Below are 21,917 nucleotides of genomic sequence, written 5' to 3'. Positions count from 1 at the left end.
TCATGGCTAAATCTGGTCGCGACAAAATCAAGCTGGAATCGACTGCTGGTACAGGTCACTTCTACACAACCTCCAAAAACAAGCGCACTATGCCTGAAAAAATGGAGATCATGAAGTTCGATCCTAAAGCACGTAAGCACGTCATCTACAAAGAAACCAAAATCAAGTAATTCTGATTTTAGTTCTGTAGAAAAAAAACCCTGCACTGCAGGGTTTTTTTATGGGTGCCGGCTTTTTACACACAGGCGCCGTCAGCAAATCAAACACTTCGCTCCCTATCCTATTCAGTCTTCTCATCAACTTCAATCTGTCGATACTTATCTGAGCGGCTTGCTGTGGAAATGCAACTGCCACTCAAACTAAAGCCGCCTGCCATAAATCCTGGCACAACACTCGATTGATCAAGACAGTGCTTCATAAGACCAAAAACACCGTGCAGCCTTGCCATGAAGGAAATAGCATAAAAATGGCGAGCAAAAGTAAAAACGGCGCCTCAGCGCCGTTTTTGAAGAAGCAGACAAGCCTTACGCGTAAGTGCGCAATCTCAGGGAGAATTCGCGCAGAGTCTGGATGCCAGATGCTTCTGCACGTACGCACCAGTCCTGCAATTGCTGTACCAGTTGCTCACGGCTGACGGTAGACCGTTCCCAGATCAGGCCCAGTTCCACGCGCATATCATGCATGGTTTTCAGTGCCAGGCTATGGGCCAGTACTTCAGACAATTGCTGTTGCTGCGGTGCTTCAAGTTTGGTCGGTTCACGCTGCAACAATTTCTTGGTCGATTTCAGCATCTGCGCTTCGAACATGGCTTTTTCACGCAGGCTGGCGACTTCTTCGCTCCAGGCGCGGCGCAGGGACTTGGTGTATTTGGCCATGACGTCATAACGGTTGGTGATCACGGCTTGCAGTGTTTCCAGATCGACGACGGTCTTGATTTCCTTGAACTTGGGTTCAGGGGCGACTTTCTTGACCTTGGCCAGACCAACGATCTCCATGCTGCGGATATACAGCCAGCCTATGTCGAACTCATACCATTTGGACGACAGTTTGGCAGAGGTACCAAATGTATGGTGATTGTTATGCAGTTCTTCACCGCCAATCAAAATACCGATAGGCAGGATATTGCGTGAGGCATCGGTGCAATCGTAATTGCGGTAGCCCCAGTAATGACCAATACCGTTGATGATGCCCGCTGCAGTCACCGGTATCCACAACATCTGTACAGCCCAAACTGTGACGCCAACAACACCAAACAGCATGAAGTCGATGATCAGCATCAGGGCCACGCCTTGCCAGCTAAAGCGGGTATATACATTGCGCTCCATCCAGTCATCTGGTGTGCCATGGCCATACTTTTCCATGGTTTCGAGGTTCTTGGATTCTGCACGATACAGTTCTGCACCTTCGAGCAAGACTTTTTTGATACCACGCGTTACCGGGCTATGCGGATCTTCTTCAGTTTCGCACTTGGCATGATGTTTACGGTGTATCGCAGCCCATTCCTTGGTCACCTGTCCAGTAGTCAGCCACAGCCAGAAGCGGAAGAAATGGCTGGGAATCGCATGCAATTCCAGGGCGCGGTGGGCCTGGCAGCGGTGCAGGAATATGGTCACACTGGCAATCGTTATATGCGTCACGACCATCGTGAAGATAAACACCTGCCAGGCTGTCGCACGGGTCATGCCGTTGGACAGAAAATCAACTACTGTATCGATAAAAGTGCTCAAAATGACATGTACTCCATTGTTATTGACGGCATCTTGGTTGATTTCGCAAAAACGTCATCAACTTTTTTCATTATAGACATCGGACGGCATTGTACGCGGTTTTAGAGGTATTCACCCAATTCTAGAACTAATATTATTGCCTTGCCTCAAGTTTCTTTAGCTGGACTGTTAATTAAAGTCACAACCCGCTGACCATAGGGTAAATTCACCTGATGCTCTTGCAAAACCTGCCACAAAGCAAGGTTTACTGCAGACATGACGCTGGAACGACCATTTTCAGGATCGGCAATCCAGAACCCTACCCGCAGCTCAAAACCATCTGCCCCAAACTTCAGCAAATAGGCGGCAGGCGCGGGGTCTTTGCAAACCCGCTCTACAGTTGCGGCAGCCTGACCAAGGATGGGCATGATTTTTCCGAGGTCGGTTTCGTAGCCAACTGTCATGTCAGTCCACATGGCGACCGTCCTGTCACTGAGAGAATAGTTCTGCACTGGTGAAGACACCAGCATCTCATTCGGTATGACAGCTTCGCCACCATCGGTTCCCTGCAAGACGGTATAGCGGGTATTGATTTGCGTGACCCGCCCGCTATATTTATCGACCGTGATCATGTCGCCTATGGACATGCTGCGGTCAAGCAGGATGATGAAACCGGATACATAACTGCTGGTGATTTTTTGCAAACCAAAACCCAGCCCCACACCGAGAGCACCACCAAAGACAGACAGCACTGTCAGGTCTATGCCAACCAGAGTCAGGCTGATGAGTATCGCCAGCAAGATGAATACTGCCTTGCTTACCCTCGACAAGACAACTTTTAGCGAAGTATGCGCATTCGGCAACTTCATCAGGCGCGTTTCTAGCGCAGCACTGGCCCACATGGCGACGACCAGGGTAACCACGACCGAGGCCACGGCTTGCAGTATGGTCAGCAGAGATACCTTGTTTTTACCTAAAGGCAGGGAAGCCTCATCGAGGGCCGTGAACAACTCCAGGCCCAGACCGGTAAAATGCAGAACAACACCCAGCCAGACCAGGCTGGCAAACAGCTTTTCAAAGACGGCGAGGAAATTACCTATATAGCCATCACGTGCAAAGGTTTGCCGCACGACATACAGCGCAAAGCGTATCAGTGCCAGTGAACCTATGATGGGAAACAACAGGGACAGCAAATGCGTATGCTGCCATTTGCCTAAAATCATTTTTGCGATCAGGATAAAAATCAGCGCCAGAGTTGGCGAGAGTACGCGGGTAAAACTTTCCACACCCAGTTTCACCACGCCAGAATCGCTGTCTTTGGCGGTAAAACTGCGCCTCAGGGCACGCGACAATGCCCAGGCGAGGCTAAAACAAAGAGCAACCACCCCAACTTGCCAGTAAAAATCAGGCTGGCCCAGATCCTTGGATAAATCAGACAGCAAACTGGCAAGTAACGGTGTGCTCATAGGCGGTGCTTATTGTGCTTATCGTGCTTATTGTGCGTGCTTATCGTACTCTTGAAGACTTTAAATGGATGGCCGTATTATTCTTCTGCTTCCGCATCTGGCGCGGCAGCTTCTGGAGCAACTTTGGCTGGTGCTTTTTTACGCTCCAGTATCGCTGCAAAGAAACCGTCAGTCTGGTGCAGGTGAGGATAGAGCTTCAGATAGTCGCCCATTTCCAGATCCACTTTTTGCTCAGCCAACACTTGAGAAGCTGGCACCAATGCATAATCAGCATGCTCAGCCAGGAAAGCCTGGACTATGCCTTCATTTTCTTCATCGAGAATACTGCAGGTTGCATATACCAGACGGCCACCTGGCTTGACCATGCGCGCAGCGCTGGCCAGGATGGAAGCCTGTTTGACATTCAACTCTGCCACACCTTCTGGCGTCTGACGCCATTTGACATCAGGATTACGGCGCAAGGTACCCAGACCACTACAAGGAGCATCAACCAGCACGCGGTCCAGCTTGCCTGCCAGACGTTTGATCTTGGCATCTTTTTCATGGGCGATGACGACAGGATGTACATTCGACAAACCACTGCGTGCCATACGTGGCTTGAGTTTGGCCAGGCGTTTTTCAGAGATGTCGAAAGCATACAAACGGCCAGTGTTGCGCATCAATGCACCCAGTGCCAAGGTCTTGCCACCAGCACCAGCGCAGAAATCTGCCACCATTTCACCACGCTTGGCACCGACCAACTGCGCCAGCAACTGACTACCTTCATCTTGCACTTCTATCGTGCCATCTTTAAACAAAGGCAGATTCTGGATCGATGGTTTTTTGCGTACACGCAAACCCGTGCTGGAATATGGAGTAGGCTCAGCAATGATAGGTGCTTGCGCCAATGTCGTGATGACGGTTTCGCGATCACCTTTGATGGTGTTGACACGCAAATCCAGCGGTGCCGGGGTATTGAGGGACATGGCCAGCGCCAGTGCGTCTTCTTCACCAAAGCGTTCCAGCAATTTTGTCCACAGCCATTCTGGCAAATTGGCCTTCATCATCAAAGGCAGGTGCGTGCGGTCAATTTCCATGACGCGCTGCAGCCAGGCAGTTTCATCTTCTGTCAAACCACCCAGGGAATCGACACCAACCGCATCAGCCAGACCCAGCAGGCTCAGGCGGCGCATAGGTGAACCTATGCCAGACTCAGAAAAATTGGTATAGACCGCTTTATTGCGCAGCAAGCCGTATACAGCCTCCGCAACTACGCCACGTTCACGTGAACCCAGGCGCGGGTGATCACGGAAATAACGCGACAAAGTGCCATCTGCCGGGCCGGTAAAACGCAAAATCTCACGTAATACTTCTTCGGTATTGACGAGTATGGCTGGAGGTAATCTCATGCTGCTTCCTTCTAATATGCTGATATGGCCCGGACGGGCCCTGTTACTATTTTTTGCTAGGTAATACGGATGGCAAACCGCGCAAGCGATTTTGCTGATACTGGTTAATCAAGCTTCTTATTTCTGAACATCCAGCTTGTTATCCAGCTTGTTAATTACTGATATGAACACGATTGCCATCGATACGCAATTTGCCTTCGACAAATTGCAAGACGGCACGCGGATAAATCTGGTGTTCTTGTTCGAGTACACGGTGTGACAGACTGTCTTCATTATCATCGTCAAGCACAGGCACAACTGCCTGGGCGACGATGGGGCCATGATCCAGTTCGGCAGTCACAAAGTGCACGGTCACACCATGCACTTTAACACCCGCATCTATGGCTTGCTGATGCGTTGCCAGACCGACAAAACTTGGCAGTAGCGATGGATGGATATTCAACATCCTGCCTGCATAATGTTCGACAAAGCCTGCCGTCAGTATGCGCATGAAACCAGCCAAGACGACAAGGTCAGGTGTGAATTCATCTATCTTTGCCTGCAAAGCAGCATCAAATGCTTCACGCGTGGCAAATTGCTTGCTGACTACTACGGCAGTTGGAATACCGCGATTAGCGGCATATTCCAGGCCACCTGCATCGGCACGGTTGCTGATAACGGCAGCGATTTGCGCTGGCCATTGCTGCTTTGCGGCAGCTTCAACGATGGCTTGCATATTGCTGCCACGACCAGAAATGAGGATAACAATCTTTTTCATGGCGGCATTGTACCGCTGACAGGGGTCTAGCCCCAAATAAAAATGCCGATAATTACTTACCGGCACCTATTATACAGGCCATTAAAATACCATTAAAAACTATTCGAAGGAGTAAAACACCCTGAAAGCGACTTTTCTGTCGGCCCAGAAATCGGCCGCATCGCGGAACACGTCGAGCAGGGTCTCACGTGCTTCCTTGTCAAATTTTTGCGTATTTGGCAATTGTTCAAGCACGATCAAAAAGCCGGGCTGCGGTCCCGCCTTGTAAATCATATCAGTCAGGCAATCTGACAATGCATCCAGGTTGCGGCACATGGGCTTGGGAAAACCAAAAGACAGCGCAATCTTGCCCAATACCTGTTGCTTGGTCACTGCATCAAGGCAATAGGCATACAGAAAATGCTGGCCCAGCTTGGCTGCCTCAGCCTGCAAATCCGGCACACGGAAAGCACGTATCGATTGCACCACATTTGGTGCTACCGTTGCCAACAATTCTATTTCTCCCTCGGTTGCTGAGATCATATTTACTCTTTAATTCTGCGAAAACTCTCGTAATGGTCTTCCGTGTAATAGTATTCACCCGAAGTTTGCGGGTCTGCTCCGGCAATAATGCGGCGCACGCCACGGTTGCGGGTACGCGGGGTCTTTACCGTATATTCATGATAGTAACCACGCTTTTGCTTTGGCAATCTGGATTCATAATTGCCAAACACAACGCCATCCTTGTCATAAGGAAATGGGCCACCCTGCTTGATGAGCGTCAGCGTCGTCTGTGCCTCTTTAGGCAATTCGGCAAGCGCCACCTGGCCAACACCATTTGGGCCTTTGGCGAAGCTGGTTGCAGCCAGCAAAGCAAGCGTCAGGAAAACCAGCCATTTTTTAAAAAATGTTGGATTTATCATTATTTTGTCTATCCGCACACGCTTAAACAGCGCATAGAGTAACGGTTTGTCGATGATGAATCAACCATTGTTGCAGATGTTACAATGTATTAATTCATGCGCCTGTCACATTTCTAACAACATGCCTTGGAGCAATGTTGCGCTGGAATCAAGCCAATCGCGCTGAGGCGCGTACCTTTGTATCAACCCCAAAGAAGTGCAAGACATCATCCACTCTGGCGCGGGTATCACGTCGCCCGAGCGCAATCAATTCTTTGGTGTAGGTTGATTCAAATAGCAGATAAGAGGCCAGCGCCGAACCGCGCGCCTCGGTAGCACCTATGCCGCCCAGCATGGTGCGCACAGGTAAAGGCAGGCTGTTGGTATGGCGACTGGCAATTTCGTCCAGCCGTTCTGAAGGAGCGATGACAAGAAGATCGACAGGCCGCAGCGGGGTTTTTTCCAGTAATTCTGGTGGCAACATCGACAAGGTCTTGTTAATGCGCATCAGCCTTTCTATATCCACAGCCAGGCTGTCAAGAAAAATGCTGGACAAGGCATGACCGGCAATTTGCGCCAGACTGGGATAACGTGCGACTTCGGTATTGACGCTAGGCGGCTCAGTCAGACGACCAGCACCGACAATCAGCACTTTTTGCGCACCCAGATGGATGGCTGGTGATATCGGCGCCAGCTGACGCATGGAACCATCGCCACAATATTCCATACGCCCGCCCCAGTTCAGCGGCACGGCAGGAAAAATAAAAGGAATGGCAGCGGATGCCAGCAAATGCTGGACGCCGATAAAATCACGTTGCGCCAGACGCTGGCTCCTGACCCAGGGCTCAATGTCTGCGAGGGTCTGGTAAAAAGTCAGATGCTGTCCAGCAGTATATGAAGAAGCTGTCACTGCCAGTGCATGCAGACTGCCATTGCTGAATGCCGCATCCAGACTACTCAGATCCAGCATGCGGCTGAGCAGCGCTTCCAGCGGAGAATTATCCAGCAGCGAGTTGGGGGGTGCTTTACGCCATTTGTTCAACAGCCAGCCAAACGACCATAATGTCAGCCAGCGCGCGCCGCTACGCATGACACCAAGAGAGTCAGCACGATAGACTTGCGCCGCCTCAAAATTTTCCCAGATATGCAGCATGCGCCCGACTGCATCAGCAAAATTATCAGCCCCGCAAGCCAGTGAGGTCGCATTGATCGCCCCTGCCGAGGTGCCGCAGATAATGCCAAATGGGTTACTGGCAGGATGCCAGCCAGACTCCACCAGGATAGTCGAAATCTCATGCAGTACCCCAACCTGATAGGCCGCACGCGCCCCACCACCCGTCAAGATCAATCCTGTTCCCGCATTATTACTCGTTTGTGTAGGCATAAAAAAAGGGCAAATCCAGATTTGCCCTAGTGTAGTAGCCCCCTAGCAATTTGTCATGCTGCACGGCACAGTGAAAAGTCCAGACTCAACAAATACAACAACCATACTTACAGCGTACTGAAATGTAGTTGTTTTTTCTGACAACAAACTGAGGCGCGTAAGTGCTGAGAAAGCGTAGCGAGCGCCACGAGTTTGAGTTAAGAAGCGCAGTCGTACTTTAGTACGATGAGCATCGCAGGCTCAAAATCGTGACGCGCAGTAGCTTTATCAACACTTACTATTTGGGTTGCATGCGAATGGCTCCGTCTAAACGGATTGTTTCCCCATTCAACATCACATTCTCAATAATCGCCTTGGCCAGATTCGCATACTCATCCGGCTTACCAAGGCGCGGAGGAAACGGTACCATTTTGCCCAGTGCATCCTGCACTTCTTGCGGCATGCCCAGCAGCATAGGCGTCTCGAAAATGCCAGGAGCAATCGTCATGACACGGATGCCGTTGCGCGACAAGTCACGTGCCATAGGCAGGGTCAGGCCAACGACTGCTGCCTTGGAAGAAGCATAAGCTGCCTGACCAATCTGGCCATCATAAGCAGCGACGGATGCTGTATTGATGATGATACCGCGTTCACCATGCTCTGCAGCTTCGGTCTTGCCCATGGCATCTGCTGCCAGACGGCACATATTGAAAGTACCGATGAGGTTGATATTGACCACGCGCTGGAATACGTCCAGTGGATGCGGGCCATCTTTACCGACTGTCTTGATCGCAGGAGCAACACCGGCGCAATTGACCAGGCCGCGCAGCGTACCCAGAGTGGCAGCCGCCTCGACGACTGCTTTGCCATCGGCCTCGGAAGTCACATCACATTTGACAAACTTGCCACCCAACTCAGCCGCCAGCGCCTCACCTGCTTCTACCTGCACATCAGCCAGCACGACCTTGCCACCATTGGCAACGATCATTCTTGCTGTAGCTGCACCGAGGCCGGAAGCGCCACCAGTAATAATAAATACATGATTTTGAATTTGCATGTTTGTCTCTCCAAGTTTAAAGATGAAGTGGGAATGAACAGTATTGAATCCGCTGCGCAATGCCGCTTACGTTTACGTTAACGTTATATAGCCCTATTGTAGCGAATAATTGTACGAAGCTAAAAATAAAAAAAAGTGGCAGCAAAAATTGCCACCACTTTTCATCCCACCAATCAAACCCTGCAAAAACAATTATTTGCTGGCAGGTGTTGCTTCTTGCATAGGTGGCGGCTCTGGCACTACCATAGAGGCAGATACTGAGGCGGACGCTGTTGGCACCAATACAGGCACGGATGCTGAAGCAGATGCCGCCGGCGCTGCTGACTGCACTACCGGCATCGTCGGTGTGACATGCTTGGCAACTTCATTGGTGCCAACCGCAGGCAAGATAGGCACAAGCAGCAGAGCGACGATATTGATGATCTTGATCAGAGGGTTAATGGCAGGGCCAGCGGTATCCTTGTACGGGTCACCGACAGTATCACCAGTCACGGCGGCCTTGTGCGCTTCCGATCCCTTGCCACCAAAATGACCATCTTCTATATATTTCTTGGCATTGTCCCAGGCACCGCCACCAGTCGTCATGGAGATAGCGACAAACAAACCTGTCACGATAGTCCCCATCAACAAACCACCAAGCGCCGCTGGCCCGAGCAACAGGCCAACCAAGATGGGGACGATGACAGGCAGGAGTGAAGGAATGATCATTTCCTTGATCGCTGATGTCGTCAGCATATCGACAGCCTTGTCATACTCTGGCTTGCCTGTGCCATCCATGATGCCCTTGATTTCCTTGAACTGGCGGCGCACTTCTACCACCACGGCACCGGCAGCACGGCCCACGGCCTCCATCGCCATTGCACCGAACAGATAAGGAATCAGACCACCAATAAACAGGCCGACAATGACTTGCGGATTCGACAAATCAAACGAAGTACTCTTGCCAACTGAATCCAGCGCGTGGGTGTAATCAGCGAACAGCACCAGCGCAGCCAGACCGGCTGAGCCAATTGCATAACCCTTGGTGACTGCCTTGGTAGTGTTACCAACAGCATCCAGCGGATCAGTAATGGCACGCACAGAGGCTGGCATTTCCGACATTTCAGCAATGCCACCGGCGTTGTCAGTAATAGGACCATAAGCATCGAGCGCAACGATAATCCCCGCCATGGACAGCATGGAAGTTGCCGCAATCGCGATGCCGTACAAGCCAGCAAGATTGAATGACACCAGTATGGCGACACACACCGCCAGCACGGGCCAGGCAGTCGATTTCATTGAAACACCGAGGCCTGCGATGATGTTGGTACCGTGACCAGTAGTCGATGCCTCAGCCACATGCTGCACGGGTTTGAAGTCTGTGCCTGTGTAATATTCAGTGATATATACCATCAGGCCGGTGAGCACGATACCGACCAGGGCCGAGCCCATCATCTTCATGCGCATCGCCTCATCAGGCCAGACTTGCCAGGTGACGACGGCAAAACCGACCAGCGACAAGCCTGCCGCCCACCACAAACCTGTATAAAGGGCAGACATGATTTTCTTGCCGGGCTTGGCTTTGACCATGGAGCAGCCAACGATGGATGCCAGGATGGAAACCGCACCGAGCAATAAAGGATAAACAATCGCTTCGGTCACATTGGCGGTAATCACCAGCGCACCCAGCAACATGGTAGCGATCAGGGTCACAACATAGGTTTCAAACAAGTCAGCCGCCATACCGGCGCAGTCGCCAACATTGTCCCCGACATTATCAGCAATCACAGCGGGATTGCGCGGGTCGTCTTCAGGGATGCCGGCCTCGACCTTGCCGACCAGATCAGCACCAACGTCAGCGCCTTTGGTAAAGATGCCGCCACCAAGACGGGCAAAAATGGAAATCAGCGAAGCACCAAAGGCCAGACCTATCAGGGGTTTGATGACATCGTGCTGCGTCAGGGTGCTACCGGCAGCGTTCATGACCAATACCCAGTAGAAGATCGTCACACCGAGCAAACCAAGGCCAACGACCAGCATGCCAGTGATAGCACCGCCACGGAAAGCCACATCCAGCGCCTCATTCATACCCTTGGTTGCAGCCTGCGCAGTTCTCACATTTGCCCTGACCGACACATTCATACCGATGAAGCCGCAGGCACCCGACAAGACTGCACCAATCAGGAAACCGACGGCAGTAATCAGACCCAGGCCAGGGATAGCGGCAACGGCGATGAACAGCACCACGCCAACGATGGCAATGGTGCGGTACTGCCGTGCGAGATAGGCGGCTGCGCCTTGTTGAATGGCAGCGGCAATTTCCTGCATACGCGCATTACCGGCATCCTGCTTCAGGATCCAGCTGCGCGATATCAAACCATATAGTACGGCGATGACGCCACATGCGATGACAAACCACAGACTTGCTGTCATGTTGACTCCTCCAATGTTATGGGCATGTTGGCCTTGTGGGCACATGCATTTTTTTAACGACAAAGTGAAACAACGACAATTCTTCATTTTCCAGACCCTGATGCCAGACTGCGTTGCATCAAATGACAAAAATGAATCCTGCACACTGCGAAACTTTTACGTAGCCCATATTTTTGGAGAAACAGGCTGGGGCTTAGCCATAAAAAAAGCGGACATTGCAGTCCGCTTTTTTCTTACTTATTCAGCCAGCGCCGCAAATGCGCTGTCGCGAATGGATTCTACCGGTCCGACACCAGCGATCTTGCGATATTTGGGGGCGCCTGGTTTGCCCGACTTGGCCCAATCACCATAGTAAGACAGTAGGATTTCAGTTTGTTCGTGATAGACGGACAAACGCTTCTTGACGGTTTCTTCCTTGTCATCAGGACGTTGCACCAGTTCTTCACCAGTCACATCATCCTTGCCCTCAACTTTTGGTGGATTGAATTTCACGTGGTAAGTACGACCAGAACCTAGATGAACACGACGGCCACTCATGCGGTCGATGATAGCTTCATCCGGTACATTGATTTCAAGTACATAGTCTATCGTCACGCCAGCATCTTTCATCGCATCGGCTTGTGGCGTGGTGCGGGGGAAACCGTCGAACAAGTAACCGTTGGCGCAATCAGGCTGTTTCAACCTGTCTTTGACCAGACCGATGATGATGTCATCTGATACCAGTCCACCGGTGTCCATGACTTTTTTTGCTTCCAGACCCAAAGACGTGCCCGCTGCAATAGCGGCGCGCAACATATCACCAGTAGAGATTTGAGGAATGTTGTATTTTTCTTTGATATACGTGGCTTGTGTACCCTTGCCGGCTCCCGGCGCTCCCAACAAAATAAGACGCATGTTAAATTTCCTAAGACGAGTTTGAATTTTTTTACTTGTATTATCAAATCATGCCCGGCAGTGGTTTCATTGCAGGCACGGCTCTTTTTTACTTTTCTTCTTTTAGCTTGATAACACAGTTTCTTTTCACGAAACTTACCACAATTTTCGCAATTCTTGATGCTTTGCCACGAAAACTTGGGGTTTTGCCCGTTTTTTTATTTCTTATTTATAAAAAATTGCCGGACACGTTCCAGATCTTCTGCCGTATCCACCCCTGGTGCCGGGCTGGAAGCAGTTACATGAACCGCAATCGCATAGCCGTGCCACAAAACCCGCAACTGCTCCAATGCCTCAATTTGTTCCAATGGAGAAACAGCAAGTTGCGGATATTTTTTTAAAAAATCGTTGCGGTAGGCATACAAACCTATATGACGCAGCGGTGCATAGGCTGGTGGAAACTGCTCGCGGCTGATGGCAAATCCATCCCTGTGCCAGGGTATGGTGGCGCGTGAAAAATACAGTGCGCGGCCATGCTTGTCTAATACCACCTTGACGACATTGGGATTAAAAGCATCTTCCACAGCATGGATAGGATGGGCTGCAGTCGCCATCGGCACATCCGCATTCACCAGCGCTGCCGTAGCGGCAATCAGGGCCGGATCTATCAGTGGTTCATCACCCTGCACATTGACGACAACTGCATCGTCCGCCAGGTTCATGCCGGCGGCGACTTCGGCTATGCGGTCAGTGCCTGATGGATGGTCTGCCCGTGTCATGCATACCGGCACGCCATGTGCATTACAAGCTGCGACGATATCGGCATGATCGGTGGCCACCATGATGGCACTGGCACCAGACAATAATGCCTGCTCAGCCGTGCGCACTACCATGGGTTTGCCGCCTATATCTGCCAGCGGTTTATTGGCTAAACGGCTGGAGGCCAGCCGGGCCGGAATAATAGCGATAAAACTCATAAAACTTATGCCTTCGGTCTGGCATCAAGTTCTTCATTCGTCAGCGCGCGCGCCTGATCTGCCCACATGATGGGGATATCGTCGCGTATCTGGTAAGCCAGTTTATCGCCATAGCAAATCAATTCCTGACTGGCTTTTTGATAGACCAATTGTCCTTTGCACAAAGGGCAAACCAACACATCAAGCAGACGTGCGTCCATGTTTTTTCTCCGAAATCATTTGTATCAGGGATGCGGCAAAAGCTGCATCAAGTTGAGCTTCGACTGGCACTACCCAGATGCGGGTATCGTCCAGTAAAGCCGGGATTTGCCTACATTTTACTGCATCCTTTTCGGTAATCAGGATGCAATCAGCATCAACGCCTTCAAAACTCTGCGCATCAAAGGCATGATGATCAGGAAAAGCTCTGGTCTGGCATGGCAAACCCTGCATTGCCAGCATATTAAAAAATCGTTGTGGGTTACCTATGCCAGCGGCTGCCAGCAAACGCTGCCCTGCAAATCCGGCCAGTGGCTTGCATTGAGTATCATCATTCAAACGATAAGCCTGACCTGCCTGCAACTGCATGCGCACGGTGTCTGCTGGCATCCTCGGCGGAAATACTGCGTCCGGCGCTGGCATATTGCAGATAGTAAAATCACGCCGCCTTTCCACAGGTTCACGCAAAGGCCCGGCTGGCAAGAGCCAGCCATTGCCAGCGCCACGCTGGTCAAACAGCACGAGTTCAACATCACGGCCCAGGGCGTAATGCTGCAAACCATCGTCAGCAATAATGACATCGACTTGCGGATTAGCTGCCAGCACGCAACGCGCCACGGCAACGCGGTCACGCCCCACCGCTACCGGGCATTCTGCCCTGGCAGCAATCAATACTGGCTCATCACCAACCTGCTGCGGCTGCGAAGTAGCATCCAGCAAAATTACGCTCTCGGCATGCACACCATAACCACGTGAGATGACAGCCGGATGCCAGCCTGCAAGCTTTAATTGCTGCACCAGCCAGATCACCAGCGGTGTCTTGCCGGTACCGCCGATAAAGATATTGCCGACCACGACCACAGGTACGGGTAATTTGGTTTGCGCTTTGTAGCCCATGACAAACAAACCAAAACGGAAAGTGACAATGAGCTGGAATAGCCTGGATACTGGCCACAGCAGGCATGCCAGCAGCCCGCGCTTTTGCCAGGTACTCAATAAGACTTTTTCCAATACTGCCCGCATGTCACTCTCTTGTTTTTCTATAGCTGTTTTCTACAAAAAGAAACCGGGGAGTTACACTCCCCGGTTTTTTGCCAGCTTCTGAAGCACTACGCTACTTACAAGCTGGTCATTTCATACTTTACTTCGCCGTAGCCTGGGCCGCAAACGTGACCTTGGCCATGCCAGCAATACGTGCAGCTTCCAGCACATCGATCACAGACTGATGGCTGGTCGCACGGTCAGCATTGATGATGATCACAGGATCAGGCTGGGTACCAGTCTTGCCGGCTTCCAGCGCTGCTGCCGCTTTTTTCAAATCTTCCGCCAGGGTCAGGGTGTCAAGGAAAGACACGGCCTGGTTATTGATCTTGTAGCGGCCCTGAGCATCAATACCGATATCTATCTGATTCGGTTTGTCCTGGGCTTTTTCTGCATCTGCAGTTGGCAAGGTGATTTGCAGTTCGGTGAAGCGGCTGTACGTCGTTGTCACCATCAAAAAGATCAGGATCACCAGCAAGACGTCGATAAACGGGATCAGGTTGATCTCTGGCTCTTCCCTGCCCCTTCCTTTACGAAAATTCATGACTACTTCCTGGAGCTGTGGACGACATCAACAAACTTGATTGCCTGTTGTTCCATATCGACGACGATGCTATCAACAAGCGCGCGGAAATGACGCCAGAACACCATCGCAGGCATGGCGATCATCAAACCAAAGCCAGTGTTATACAAGGCCACAGAAATACCATGCGCCAGTTGCGCCGGATTAGCCCCAGTTGCATTTTGCGAACCGAAAATTTCTATCATACCGACGACAGTACCAAACAGGCCCATCAAAGGTGCCAGAGAAGCAATCGTGCCCAAAGTAGTCAGAAAACGCTCAAGTTCATGGGCAACGGCACTGCCCGCTTCTTCTATCGATTCTTTCATGACTTCACGCGGCGCATTCACATTGCGCAAACCTGCGGCCAGTACTTTCCCCAAAGGGGAGTTACCTGCCAGCTGTTCTATGACTTCTGGCTTTACCTTGCCTGCCTGATAGACACGTATGACTTCATCGACCAGAGTAGGTGGCAAAATGCGGCTACGACGCAAAGAAAGGCTGCGTTCTATGATTAAAGCCAGCGCTATAACTGAGGCAATCAATAAAAAATAAATTGGCCAGCCCGCGGCGCGAATGATATCGAACAAATTAACTCCTTGAAGGTTCCTAAATCCAAGCCCGCAATGTAGCGCGTTGTCTGCCTGCGGGCAAGAGTGCAAAGCAAAAAACTAGGCACAAAATGTTTCAAAGCATAATTTTCAACAAAAAGCATAAAGCTCGCTTTGATCACAACAACGTACTGTGTTTGAAAATATTCACTGTTTTACACAAAATCTGTGCGCAAGCTTGTGGATAAGTACATCGATTCTGCCTAAGCCCATGATTTATTTCATTTTTTTGACTGTGCCAAAGATTTAGGCACAGCGATTTTGTGGATAAAACAGCATTTTTCCCATTTTAGCCCCGTCTTTTCTACACATAATTTGTGGACAAGTATGTGCAAAAGTCTTGCACATACTGACAAGTGACTGATTTAAAAGCAAATTATTGTACTGCCAATATTTTAGGCAAACATCCAATCTGACGCATTTTTGCACAAATTTTCATCATAAAAATGTAAGCAGGAAAATGCTCTGCGTTTTGCACAAAATATGTGGACAACATTGTGCATTACCGCAAATAAATGCTACAAGTCACTGATTTTTAATCATTAATATCTCCTGCCAGAAAAACAGGCAAGCGGCAATTTTTCAGTGCAACAATACTTTTTCCACAGAAAAATTAACATTAAAGCAAATATGTATGAGGCAGATTTTCTTCAATCCGGGCTTTTGCACAAAATATGTGGACAACTATGTGAAAAAGTATAGGGTATGTAACTAAGTCACTGATTTTAATCATTCTTTTATTCACGCCTAAAAAAGTGGCAAACTCTAATTATTCACAGGCAGGTTCAAAATATTGTCTTTACTATCATTTTCCCCACGAATTACACTTTATTCTGCACAAAATATGTGGACAAGCTTGTGTAAAAGCGCAGGGAAAGGCACTAAGTACTTGATTTTAAAAAAGATTACTGCAATGCAAATATTTTAGGCAAAACGCTTGAGCAGGCTGGAAAATAAAGTTTTCAACAGCTTAACCACAATTTCTGTGGATAAGTTTGTGCACAAGCTGCTTGATGTAGCGCAATGTCCTTGATTTGAAAGGGAATTTTCATTTTGCCTCATTCTTTTGCAGATTGATTTTTATTAAAAATCAAAGACTTAGATAGTAAACTTTCATTTCTTTTGACATCTCAGAGGCAAAATGACATGCTGATGACCATTCCACGCTTCTGTGGACAGATTTTCCGCTGCCGAGCTTTATGAATCCTGAATCGCCTTACGCCACTCCAGTAAACACGCCCCCCGTGATGACAGTTACGGCGCTGAATCAGGCCGTTGCTCAGCTTTTGGAACGCAACCTGCCATTGACCTGGGTTTCTGGCGAGATTTCCAACTTTACCCGCGCCGCGTCTGGACATTGGTACTTCACATTAAAAGACAGTGGTGCTCAGGTCAGGGCCGTGATGTTCCGTGGCCGCGCGCAATATGCAGACTTCCAGCCCAGGGAAGGCGACAAGGTAGAAGTACGCGCCCTGGTCACCCTGTACGCACCGCGCGGCGATTATCAGTTGAGTGTAGAGGCCATACGCCGCGCCGGCGTTGGCAATTTATATGAAGCATTCTTGCGCCTGAAAGCGCAACTGACACAGGAAGGCTTGTTTGACGCTGAACGCAAGCGCCCCTTGCCCACCTTTGTCAAAACCATAGGCATAGTCACCAGCCCGCAGGCTGCCGCCCTGCGCGACATACTGACCGCGTTGCACAGGCGTGCGCCACACGTCAACGTCATCCTCTACCCTACCCCAGTACAAGGCGAAGGCGCAGGCATGAAGATCGCCCAGGCGATAGCCTCTGCCGCTGCCCGCGAAGAATGCGATATCTTGCTGGTTTGCCGTGGCGGTGGCAGCATGGAAGACCTGTGGGCCTTTAATGAAGAAGTCGTCGCCCGCACCATCGTCAATTGCCCCATGCCTGTAATTGCCGGCATAGGCCATGAAACCGACTTTACCATCGCCGATTTTGCCGCCGACTTGCGCGCAGCCACTCCGACAGCGGCTGCGGAGCTGGCAGCAACGCCGCGAGACGCCTGGCTGCAGTTATTGCAACGTCAGGCGCAAATACTCAGCCGTTGCATGCACAGACAACTGGATGACAAGGCCCAGACCCTGGACTGGCAAAGCCGCCGCTTGCTCAGCCCCAAGGCTGCTATTGCCGCCAGGCGCCTGCAACTGGCAAACCTAGCCCGCAACCTCAGCCACAGCGCCAGCCTGCCAGTACGCCAGGCGCGGCATGAACTGACGCAACTGACCCTGAGCTGGCAAACACACAGGCCCGACCTGAGCAAACCCAGACTGCGGCTGGCAGACATGCAAAGACGCCTGCAGCAAGCGGCCATACACAATCTTGAAGGCCAGCAACAGCAGCTATCTGCCCTGCGCAGCCAACTGGAGCTGCTGAACCCACAGCGCACGCTGGAGCGCGGCTACGCCATCCTCAGCGACCACAAAGGCAAGGCCTTGCGTAAGACGTCTGAACTCAAACCGCAATCGCTGATACAAGTCAGGCTGGCATCAGGTACCGCTGAAGTTGGTATCAGCAGCGTGCAAAACAAACTCGACTGATGCGCACTTAAGCCGAACTACGCAGTTTTGCCCCCGTTCTGTCGCAATCATCATTTTGCGCATATACATAGAATTTGTATAAGGTCGCGTGCACGCTTTTGCACAAAAGCTTACAATGCTGGTCTGGCTTTTCCGGATTGCCGGAAATGATGAACTCACGATAAAAGGACACGATATGGAACATACCTTACCGGCACTGCCTTATGCACTGGATGCTTTGGCTCCACATATCTCCCAGGAGACTCTGGAATATCACTATGGCAAGCATCATCAAACCTATGTGACCAATCTGAACAACCTGATCAAGGGTACAGAATTTGAAAACTCCACACTGGAAGAAATCGTCAAGAAATCTTCTGGCGGCATTTTCAATAACTCCGCACAGATCTGGAACCACACTTTCTACTGGAATGGCCTGAAACCTAACGGCGGCGGCGCACCTAGCGGCAAACTGGCAGATGCCATCAATGCCAAATGGGGTTCTTTCGATGCATTCAAAGAAGCTTTCACCAAGTCTTGCGTGGGCAACTTCGGTTCCTCCTGGACATGGCTGGTTAAAAAAGCCGACGGCACACTGGATATCGTCAACACATCCAATGCAGCAACACCACTGACAACAGAAGACACACCATTGCTGACTTGCGATCTGTGGGAACACGCTTACTACATCGACTACCGCAATGCACGTCCAAAATACCTGGAAGCATTCTGGGCACTGGTCAACTGGGAATTTGCAACAGCAAACCTGGGCTGAGCCAGCTTGTCATGATGCCAGCCGCATCATGACATAAGCATGACATATACATCACAGATGAAAAAAACCTGCGCTTGCATCAGCACCGCAGGTTTTTTTTTCATCCATCATTCAAGCTGTTTATGCGAAGATCATGGCTCAAATGAGCGCAAGGAATTTCCCCCTATGCTCTATCGCCTTACTCTTTGAACAGCATGCAAACCAAAGCCTCTCCTTTATTACGCTTTCTCCCCGCCATCTTCATTTTCATCTGGGCATCCGGTTATGTCGTCGCTAAATACGGCCTGCCCTATGCCGAACCGCTGACGTTTTTATGTCTGCGTTATCTGGGCGTGATCATCTTCATGCTGATACTGGCGCTGACCATGCGCGCGCCCTGGCCTGAACGCCGCTTCTGGCTGCCGATAGCTGTCGCAGGCATCATGATGCAGGCCATGTACCTCGGCGGTATCTGGTGTGCGGTCAAGCTGGGCATGCCAGCTGGCGTCGCCGCACTCATCGCCAACACTCAGCCCATCTTTACTGCATTCCTCGGCCCCATCATCGGTGAGCGCATCTATGGCAAACAATGGGCAGGACTGGCGCTTGGTATTTGTGGCGTAGCGCTGGTGGTCGCCAACAAAATCTCTGTCATCGGCTTGTCCGTCAGCAGCGTGGCGCTGGCCGTCATGGCATTGACGGCAATGACCATAGGCACGCTGTACCAGAAAAAAACCTGCCCCAGTTTTGATGTCAGAACCGGGCAAGTCATACAGTTTGTTGCATCTTTATTGGTGACGCTGCCATTCGCACTGACGCTGGAAACCCAGACCATCATCTGGACACCACAGTTCTTTGCTGCCATGGCCTGGTCAGTATTTGTATTGTCTGGCGTTGGTATCTCGGTACTGTTCATCATGATACGGCATGGCGAGGCAACCAAGGTCACCAGCTATATGTACCTGGTGCCAGCAGTCACAGCCGCCATGGCCTGGCTGATGTTTGGCGAGAAGCTGACGATGACAGCGATACTGGGCATGGTGATTGCGCTGGCGGGTGTAGCGCTGGTGGTCAGACCATCAAGGTGAAATGCAGGGCTTGCGCTTATTGCCGCAATCCCTGTTCTTTTTGCGTCAGGCTGCTTCGCGCCAGCGGCGCAACCGCACGGTCAGATAAAACATTCCTGCTGCTGCCACCACACCCAGCCATAACTGCAGACTGAACATCGTCTGCCAGGATACTGACAGCACGTTGCTGAAATCTACGCCTGTGCCCGAAGGGCGGGCGAAACTGGCAAGCGGGACATGTTCAAACTCTATCCATGCACCTGGAAGTATTCCTCCCAATGCACGTCCAACAATCAAATTGCTGAACCATTTTATGTCACCATTTTGACCCAACAGCAAATTCAGCATAACCACCAAAAATACCAGGAGCAATGGTATGCCAACTGCCCACAAAAACACCCTGGAATGCGCCCAGCTCGATACCAGCATCAACCAACCTATGCTGGGCAAAGCCCATAAAATATACACTGGCAAGGTCGCGAATAACTGCAAGGGTGCCAGGTACAATTTCCCATTCAAGAACAATTCCTGAAATACATACACATCCTGAGTCGTCAATGCAATACTAACTATCATCAACATGAGAAAAGACATGGCGATAGCGCAAAGGATAAATATCACCGGGACGGTCAGACTAGCGGTAATTAACTTGGACAATACTGTTTGAAAATCCGAGACGGGCAAAGACTTCCAGAACAAGATACTGCGATCTCGCCGGTCATCAAATAACGCACCCAGACAATAAAAGAAAATAATGATGGCCATTACTATCAGCAAGGGCCCAGAGAAAAGCAAATACATGCTTGCCAATAGATCACCGACTCTGGGTATATCTTCTTTAAATGTCGTTACCCTTCCTAAAATCCTGGCACCAAATAATGCATGTCCCCTTAGAAAGGATAAGAGGAACACAAATATCATGGCGCCAGCCACGCACAAGGGTGTCCACAGGAACATGCCCTTGTGTTCCCAGAATTCACGCTTCAAAAGACTAATCATGGTTTTCATTTAGCGATTCCTTTCATACTGGCGACGAACAAGTCTGCCACGCCAGGTATGCGTGTTTCACCGAGACTGGACAACAATTCCTGCGCAACGCCATCAAACAGCATCACCGTTTTGCCGAATACTGCGCGTTGATCAATGGGTTGCAAGGCGATTGCCTTCTGCATGTTTTCCGGTGCAACCATCACTTCGACAAAACGCCCGGCCATTTGCTCCATGCTGGTTTCCAGCACAATTTTTCCTTCATTAATAAAAATCAGGTCACTGAGAATATGCTCAACTTCTTCTACCTGATGGGTAGTGATGATGATGGTTTTGTTTTCATCAAAATAATCTTCCAGCAAATTTTGATAAAACTGCTTGCGGTACAAAATATCCAGGCCCAGGGTAGGCTCATCAAGCACCAGCAGTTTCGCGTCAATGGCCATGACCAGCGCCAGATGTAATTGCACTATCATGCCCTTGGACATGGCCCTGACCTTCATATCCGGCGTCAACTTGGTATTAGCCAGGTATTTTTCAGCCTTGGCACGGTTAAATTTGGGGTGCACTCCTGCAATGAAATCGATAGCCTGCTTCACCTTGATCCAGCGCGGCAAAATGGCGACATCAGCGATAAAGCAGACGTCATTCATGAGGGCATCACGCTGGGTACGCGGGTCCAACCCTAATACCTGCATTTCACCGTCAAAATTGCCCAAACCCAGTATTGATTTGAGGGTGGTGGTCTTGCCCGAACCATTCGGCCCTATCAGGCCTACGATGCGACCAGGAGCAATCTCGAAGCTGATGTCATCGAGTACCCGCTGTTTGCCATATTGCTTGCTGACGCCACGGGCGGATATAGCGCTGCTTATAGTATTGGTGATACTGCTCATTTGCCCCCTCCTGTCGTCATCAAACCCGGCAATTGCTGCACATCCAAACCTAGCCTGCGTATGCGCTCCAGCATGGCTGGCCATTCTTCTTCAATGAAACGCTGGCGTTCATTTGCCAGTAATTTATCGAGCGCTGATTCGGTCATATACATGCCCACACCCCTTCGTTTTTCCACCAGTTCTTCATCGACCAATTCCTGATAGGCTTTCAAGACCGTAATCGGATTGAGCTGATACTCTGCTGCCACCTGCCTGACCGAGGGCAAGGCATCGCCCGGCTTTAACAAGCCATCCAGCATCATGCCCAGCACCCGCTGCTTCAATTGTCGGTAAATCGGCGTCTGGTCATTCCAGTTAACACTCATGCTTGCACCTTCCTGT

Annotated in this window: 22 protein-coding genes; 4 read left to right on the top strand and 18 right to left on the bottom strand. The window is 50.5% G+C overall.

Annotated features, from left to right (window positions below; genetic code table 11):
- Positions 1–2 precede the first annotated feature (2 nt).
- Positions 3–170 carry a 50S ribosomal protein L33 gene (rpmG, locus tag ACO0LI_RS23595; protein WP_110257750.1) on the top strand — a complete coding sequence of 56 codons (168 nt, stop codon included), beginning with the start codon at positions 3–5 and terminating at the stop codon, positions 168–170.
- A 354-nt stretch (positions 171–524) separates the two neighbouring features.
- Here rpmG and ACO0LI_RS23590 read toward each other — a convergent pair whose 3' ends face one another.
- From ACO0LI_RS23590 to ACO0LI_RS23520, 15 genes are all read right to left on the bottom strand, one after another.
- On the bottom strand, positions 525–1,682 hold the full coding sequence (locus ACO0LI_RS23590) for a DesA family fatty acid desaturase (protein WP_422953371.1): 1,158 nt from the start codon (positions 1,680–1,682) through the stop codon (positions 525–527).
- A 191-nt stretch (positions 1,683–1,873) separates the two neighbouring features.
- The gene (locus tag ACO0LI_RS23585; RefSeq protein WP_423035680.1) at positions 1,874–3,172 is read right to left on the bottom strand and encodes a mechanosensitive ion channel family protein; all 1,299 of its coding nucleotides are present in this window, start codon (positions 3,170–3,172) and stop codon (positions 1,874–1,876) included.
- Positions 3,173–3,249: 77 nt separating this feature from the next.
- Positions 3,250–4,560 carry an RsmB/NOP family class I SAM-dependent RNA methyltransferase gene (locus tag ACO0LI_RS23580; RefSeq protein WP_423035678.1) on the bottom strand — a complete coding sequence of 437 codons (1,311 nt, stop codon included), beginning with the start codon at positions 4,558–4,560 and terminating at the stop codon, positions 3,250–3,252.
- A 151-nt stretch (positions 4,561–4,711) separates the two neighbouring features.
- The gene (gene purN, locus ACO0LI_RS23575) at positions 4,712–5,317 is read right to left on the bottom strand and encodes a phosphoribosylglycinamide formyltransferase (protein WP_423035676.1); all 606 of its coding nucleotides are present in this window, start codon (positions 5,315–5,317) and stop codon (positions 4,712–4,714) included.
- A 99-nt stretch (positions 5,318–5,416) separates the two neighbouring features.
- On the bottom strand, positions 5,417–5,815 hold the full coding sequence (locus tag ACO0LI_RS23570) for a barstar family protein (protein ID WP_423035698.1): 399 nt from the start codon (positions 5,813–5,815) through the stop codon (positions 5,417–5,419).
- 26 nt (positions 5,816–5,841) lie between these two features.
- Positions 5,842–6,219, bottom strand: coding sequence for a ribonuclease domain-containing protein (locus ACO0LI_RS23565; protein ID WP_423035674.1), 378 nt, complete (start codon positions 6,217–6,219; stop codon positions 5,842–5,844).
- Positions 6,220–6,367: 148 nt separating this feature from the next.
- Complete coding sequence (locus ACO0LI_RS23560; protein ID WP_423035672.1) at positions 6,368–7,582, bottom strand: patatin-like phospholipase family protein; 1,215 nt, start codon at positions 7,580–7,582, stop codon at positions 6,368–6,370.
- A gap of 277 nt (positions 7,583–7,859) precedes the next feature.
- The gene (locus tag ACO0LI_RS23555) at positions 7,860–8,618 is read right to left on the bottom strand and encodes a 3-hydroxyacyl-CoA dehydrogenase (RefSeq protein WP_422953346.1); all 759 of its coding nucleotides are present in this window, start codon (positions 8,616–8,618) and stop codon (positions 7,860–7,862) included.
- 192 nt (positions 8,619–8,810) lie between these two features.
- A complete protein-coding gene (locus ACO0LI_RS23550) occupies positions 8,811–11,030 on the bottom strand; it encodes a sodium-translocating pyrophosphatase (protein ID WP_422953345.1) in 2,220 nt (739 codons plus the stop codon).
- A 237-nt stretch (positions 11,031–11,267) separates the two neighbouring features.
- Positions 11,268–11,924 carry an adenylate kinase gene (adk, locus tag ACO0LI_RS23545; protein WP_423035670.1) on the bottom strand — a complete coding sequence of 219 codons (657 nt, stop codon included), beginning with the start codon at positions 11,922–11,924 and terminating at the stop codon, positions 11,268–11,270.
- A gap of 197 nt (positions 11,925–12,121) precedes the next feature.
- Positions 12,122–12,880, bottom strand: a complete 759-nt coding sequence (gene kdsB, locus ACO0LI_RS23540) for a 3-deoxy-manno-octulosonate cytidylyltransferase (protein ID WP_423035668.1) — start codon at positions 12,878–12,880, stop codon at positions 12,122–12,124.
- 5 nt (positions 12,881–12,885) lie between these two features.
- The gene (locus ACO0LI_RS23535; protein WP_162040499.1) at positions 12,886–13,080 is read right to left on the bottom strand and encodes a Trm112 family protein; all 195 of its coding nucleotides are present in this window, start codon (positions 13,078–13,080) and stop codon (positions 12,886–12,888) included.
- Positions 13,061–14,101 carry a tetraacyldisaccharide 4'-kinase gene (gene lpxK, locus ACO0LI_RS23530; protein ID WP_423035666.1) on the bottom strand — a complete coding sequence of 347 codons (1,041 nt, stop codon included), beginning with the start codon at positions 14,099–14,101 and terminating at the stop codon, positions 13,061–13,063. Before lpxK ends, ACO0LI_RS23535 begins: the two co-directional genes overlap by 20 nt.
- A 118-nt stretch (positions 14,102–14,219) precedes the next feature.
- Positions 14,220–14,663: an ExbD/TolR family protein gene (locus tag ACO0LI_RS23525; RefSeq protein ID WP_162058213.1), complete on the bottom strand. Its 444-nt coding sequence runs from the start codon at positions 14,661–14,663 to the stop codon at positions 14,220–14,222.
- Between the two features lie 2 nt (positions 14,664–14,665).
- Positions 14,666–15,271, bottom strand: coding sequence for a MotA/TolQ/ExbB proton channel family protein (locus tag ACO0LI_RS23520; RefSeq protein ID WP_422953340.1), 606 nt, complete (start codon positions 15,269–15,271; stop codon positions 14,666–14,668).
- Between the two features lie 1,220 nt (positions 15,272–16,491).
- Here ACO0LI_RS23520 and xseA point away from each other — a divergent pair.
- From xseA to ACO0LI_RS23505, 3 genes are all read left to right on the top strand, one after another.
- Positions 16,492–17,853 (top strand): exodeoxyribonuclease VII large subunit, encoded by a 1,362-nt coding sequence (gene xseA, locus ACO0LI_RS23515; RefSeq protein ID WP_423035664.1) that lies wholly within the window; start codon positions 16,492–16,494, stop codon positions 17,851–17,853.
- A 175-nt stretch (positions 17,854–18,028) separates the two neighbouring features.
- Positions 18,029–18,607, top strand: coding sequence for a superoxide dismutase [Fe] (sodB, locus tag ACO0LI_RS23510; protein WP_422953338.1), 579 nt, complete (start codon positions 18,029–18,031; stop codon positions 18,605–18,607).
- A gap of 194 nt (positions 18,608–18,801) precedes the next feature.
- Positions 18,802–19,674, top strand: coding sequence for a DMT family transporter (locus ACO0LI_RS23505; protein WP_422953337.1), 873 nt, complete (start codon positions 18,802–18,804; stop codon positions 19,672–19,674).
- A gap of 45 nt (positions 19,675–19,719) precedes the next feature.
- Here ACO0LI_RS23505 and ACO0LI_RS23500 read toward each other — a convergent pair whose 3' ends face one another.
- From ACO0LI_RS23500 to ACO0LI_RS23490, 3 genes are read right to left on the bottom strand one after another with little or no spacing between them, the layout of a single operon-like run.
- On the bottom strand, positions 19,720–20,661 hold the full coding sequence (locus ACO0LI_RS23500) for a hypothetical protein (RefSeq protein WP_423035662.1): 942 nt from the start codon (positions 20,659–20,661) through the stop codon (positions 19,720–19,722).
- Positions 20,658–21,536: an ABC transporter ATP-binding protein gene (locus ACO0LI_RS23495; RefSeq protein ID WP_422953335.1), complete on the bottom strand. Its 879-nt coding sequence runs from the start codon at positions 21,534–21,536 to the stop codon at positions 20,658–20,660. The genes ACO0LI_RS23500 and ACO0LI_RS23495 overlap by 4 nt, the downstream gene beginning before the upstream one ends.
- The gene (locus tag ACO0LI_RS23490) at positions 21,533–21,901 is read right to left on the bottom strand and encodes a GntR family transcriptional regulator (protein ID WP_422953334.1); all 369 of its coding nucleotides are present in this window, start codon (positions 21,899–21,901) and stop codon (positions 21,533–21,535) included. The genes ACO0LI_RS23495 and ACO0LI_RS23490 overlap by 4 nt, the downstream gene beginning before the upstream one ends.
- Between the last annotated feature and the right edge of the window lie 16 nt (positions 21,902–21,917).

It is taken from the genome of Undibacterium sp. Tian12W (genome assembly GCF_049339405.1).
Lineage (GTDB): Bacteria > Pseudomonadota > Gammaproteobacteria > Burkholderiales > Burkholderiaceae_D > Undibacterium.
This window is presented reverse-complemented; position numbering and strand designations above follow the sequence as displayed.

Coding starts and splice junctions, on each gene's coding strand:
- ACO0LI_RS23585 (WP_423035680.1), bottom strand. CDS start 3,172: ATGAGCACACCGTTACTTGCCAGTTTGCTGTCTGATTTATCCAAGGAT.
- ACO0LI_RS23580 (WP_423035678.1), bottom strand. CDS start 4,560: ATGAGATTACCTCCAGCCATACTCGTCAATACCGAAGAAGTATTACGT.
- rpmG (WP_110257750.1), top strand. CDS start 3: ATGGCTAAATCTGGTCGCGACAAAATCAAGCTGGAATCGACTGCTGGT.
- lpxK (WP_423035666.1), bottom strand. CDS start 14,101: ATGCGGGCAGTATTGGAAAAAGTCTTATTGAGTACCTGGCAAAAGCGC.
- ACO0LI_RS23565 (WP_423035674.1), bottom strand. CDS start 6,219: ATGATAAATCCAACATTTTTTAAAAAATGGCTGGTTTTCCTGACGCTT.
- ACO0LI_RS23505 (WP_422953337.1), top strand. CDS start 18,802: ATGCAAACCAAAGCCTCTCCTTTATTACGCTTTCTCCCCGCCATCTTC.
- purN (WP_423035676.1), bottom strand. CDS start 5,317: ATGAAAAAGATTGTTATCCTCATTTCTGGTCGTGGCAGCAATATGCAA.
- ACO0LI_RS23550 (WP_422953345.1), bottom strand. CDS start 11,030: ATGACAGCAAGTCTGTGGTTTGTCATCGCATGTGGCGTCATCGCCGTA.
- ACO0LI_RS23490 (WP_422953334.1), bottom strand. CDS start 21,901: ATGAGTGTTAACTGGAATGACCAGACGCCGATTTACCGACAATTGAAG.
- ACO0LI_RS23495 (WP_422953335.1), bottom strand. CDS start 21,536: ATGAGCAGTATCACCAATACTATAAGCAGCGCTATATCCGCCCGTGGC.
- adk (WP_423035670.1), bottom strand. CDS start 11,924: ATGCGTCTTATTTTGTTGGGAGCGCCGGGAGCCGGCAAGGGTACACAA.
- ACO0LI_RS23500 (WP_423035662.1), bottom strand. CDS start 20,661: ATGAAAACCATGATTAGTCTTTTGAAGCGTGAATTCTGGGAACACAAG.
- sodB (WP_422953338.1), top strand. CDS start 18,029: ATGGAACATACCTTACCGGCACTGCCTTATGCACTGGATGCTTTGGCT.
- ACO0LI_RS23590 (WP_422953371.1), bottom strand. CDS start 1,682: ATGACCCGTGCGACAGCCTGGCAGGTGTTTATCTTCACGATGGTCGTG.
- ACO0LI_RS23525 (WP_162058213.1), bottom strand. CDS start 14,663: ATGAATTTTCGTAAAGGAAGGGGCAGGGAAGAGCCAGAGATCAACCTG.
- xseA (WP_423035664.1), top strand. CDS start 16,492: ATGAATCCTGAATCGCCTTACGCCACTCCAGTAAACACGCCCCCCGTG.
- ACO0LI_RS23560 (WP_423035672.1), bottom strand. CDS start 7,582: ATGCCTACACAAACGAGTAATAATGCGGGAACAGGATTGATCTTGACG.
- kdsB (WP_423035668.1), bottom strand. CDS start 12,880: ATGAGTTTTATCGCTATTATTCCGGCCCGGCTGGCCTCCAGCCGTTTA.
- ACO0LI_RS23555 (WP_422953346.1), bottom strand. CDS start 8,618: ATGCAAATTCAAAATCATGTATTTATTATTACTGGTGGCGCTTCCGGC.
- ACO0LI_RS23535 (WP_162040499.1), bottom strand. CDS start 13,080: ATGGACGCACGTCTGCTTGATGTGTTGGTTTGCCCTTTGTGCAAAGGA.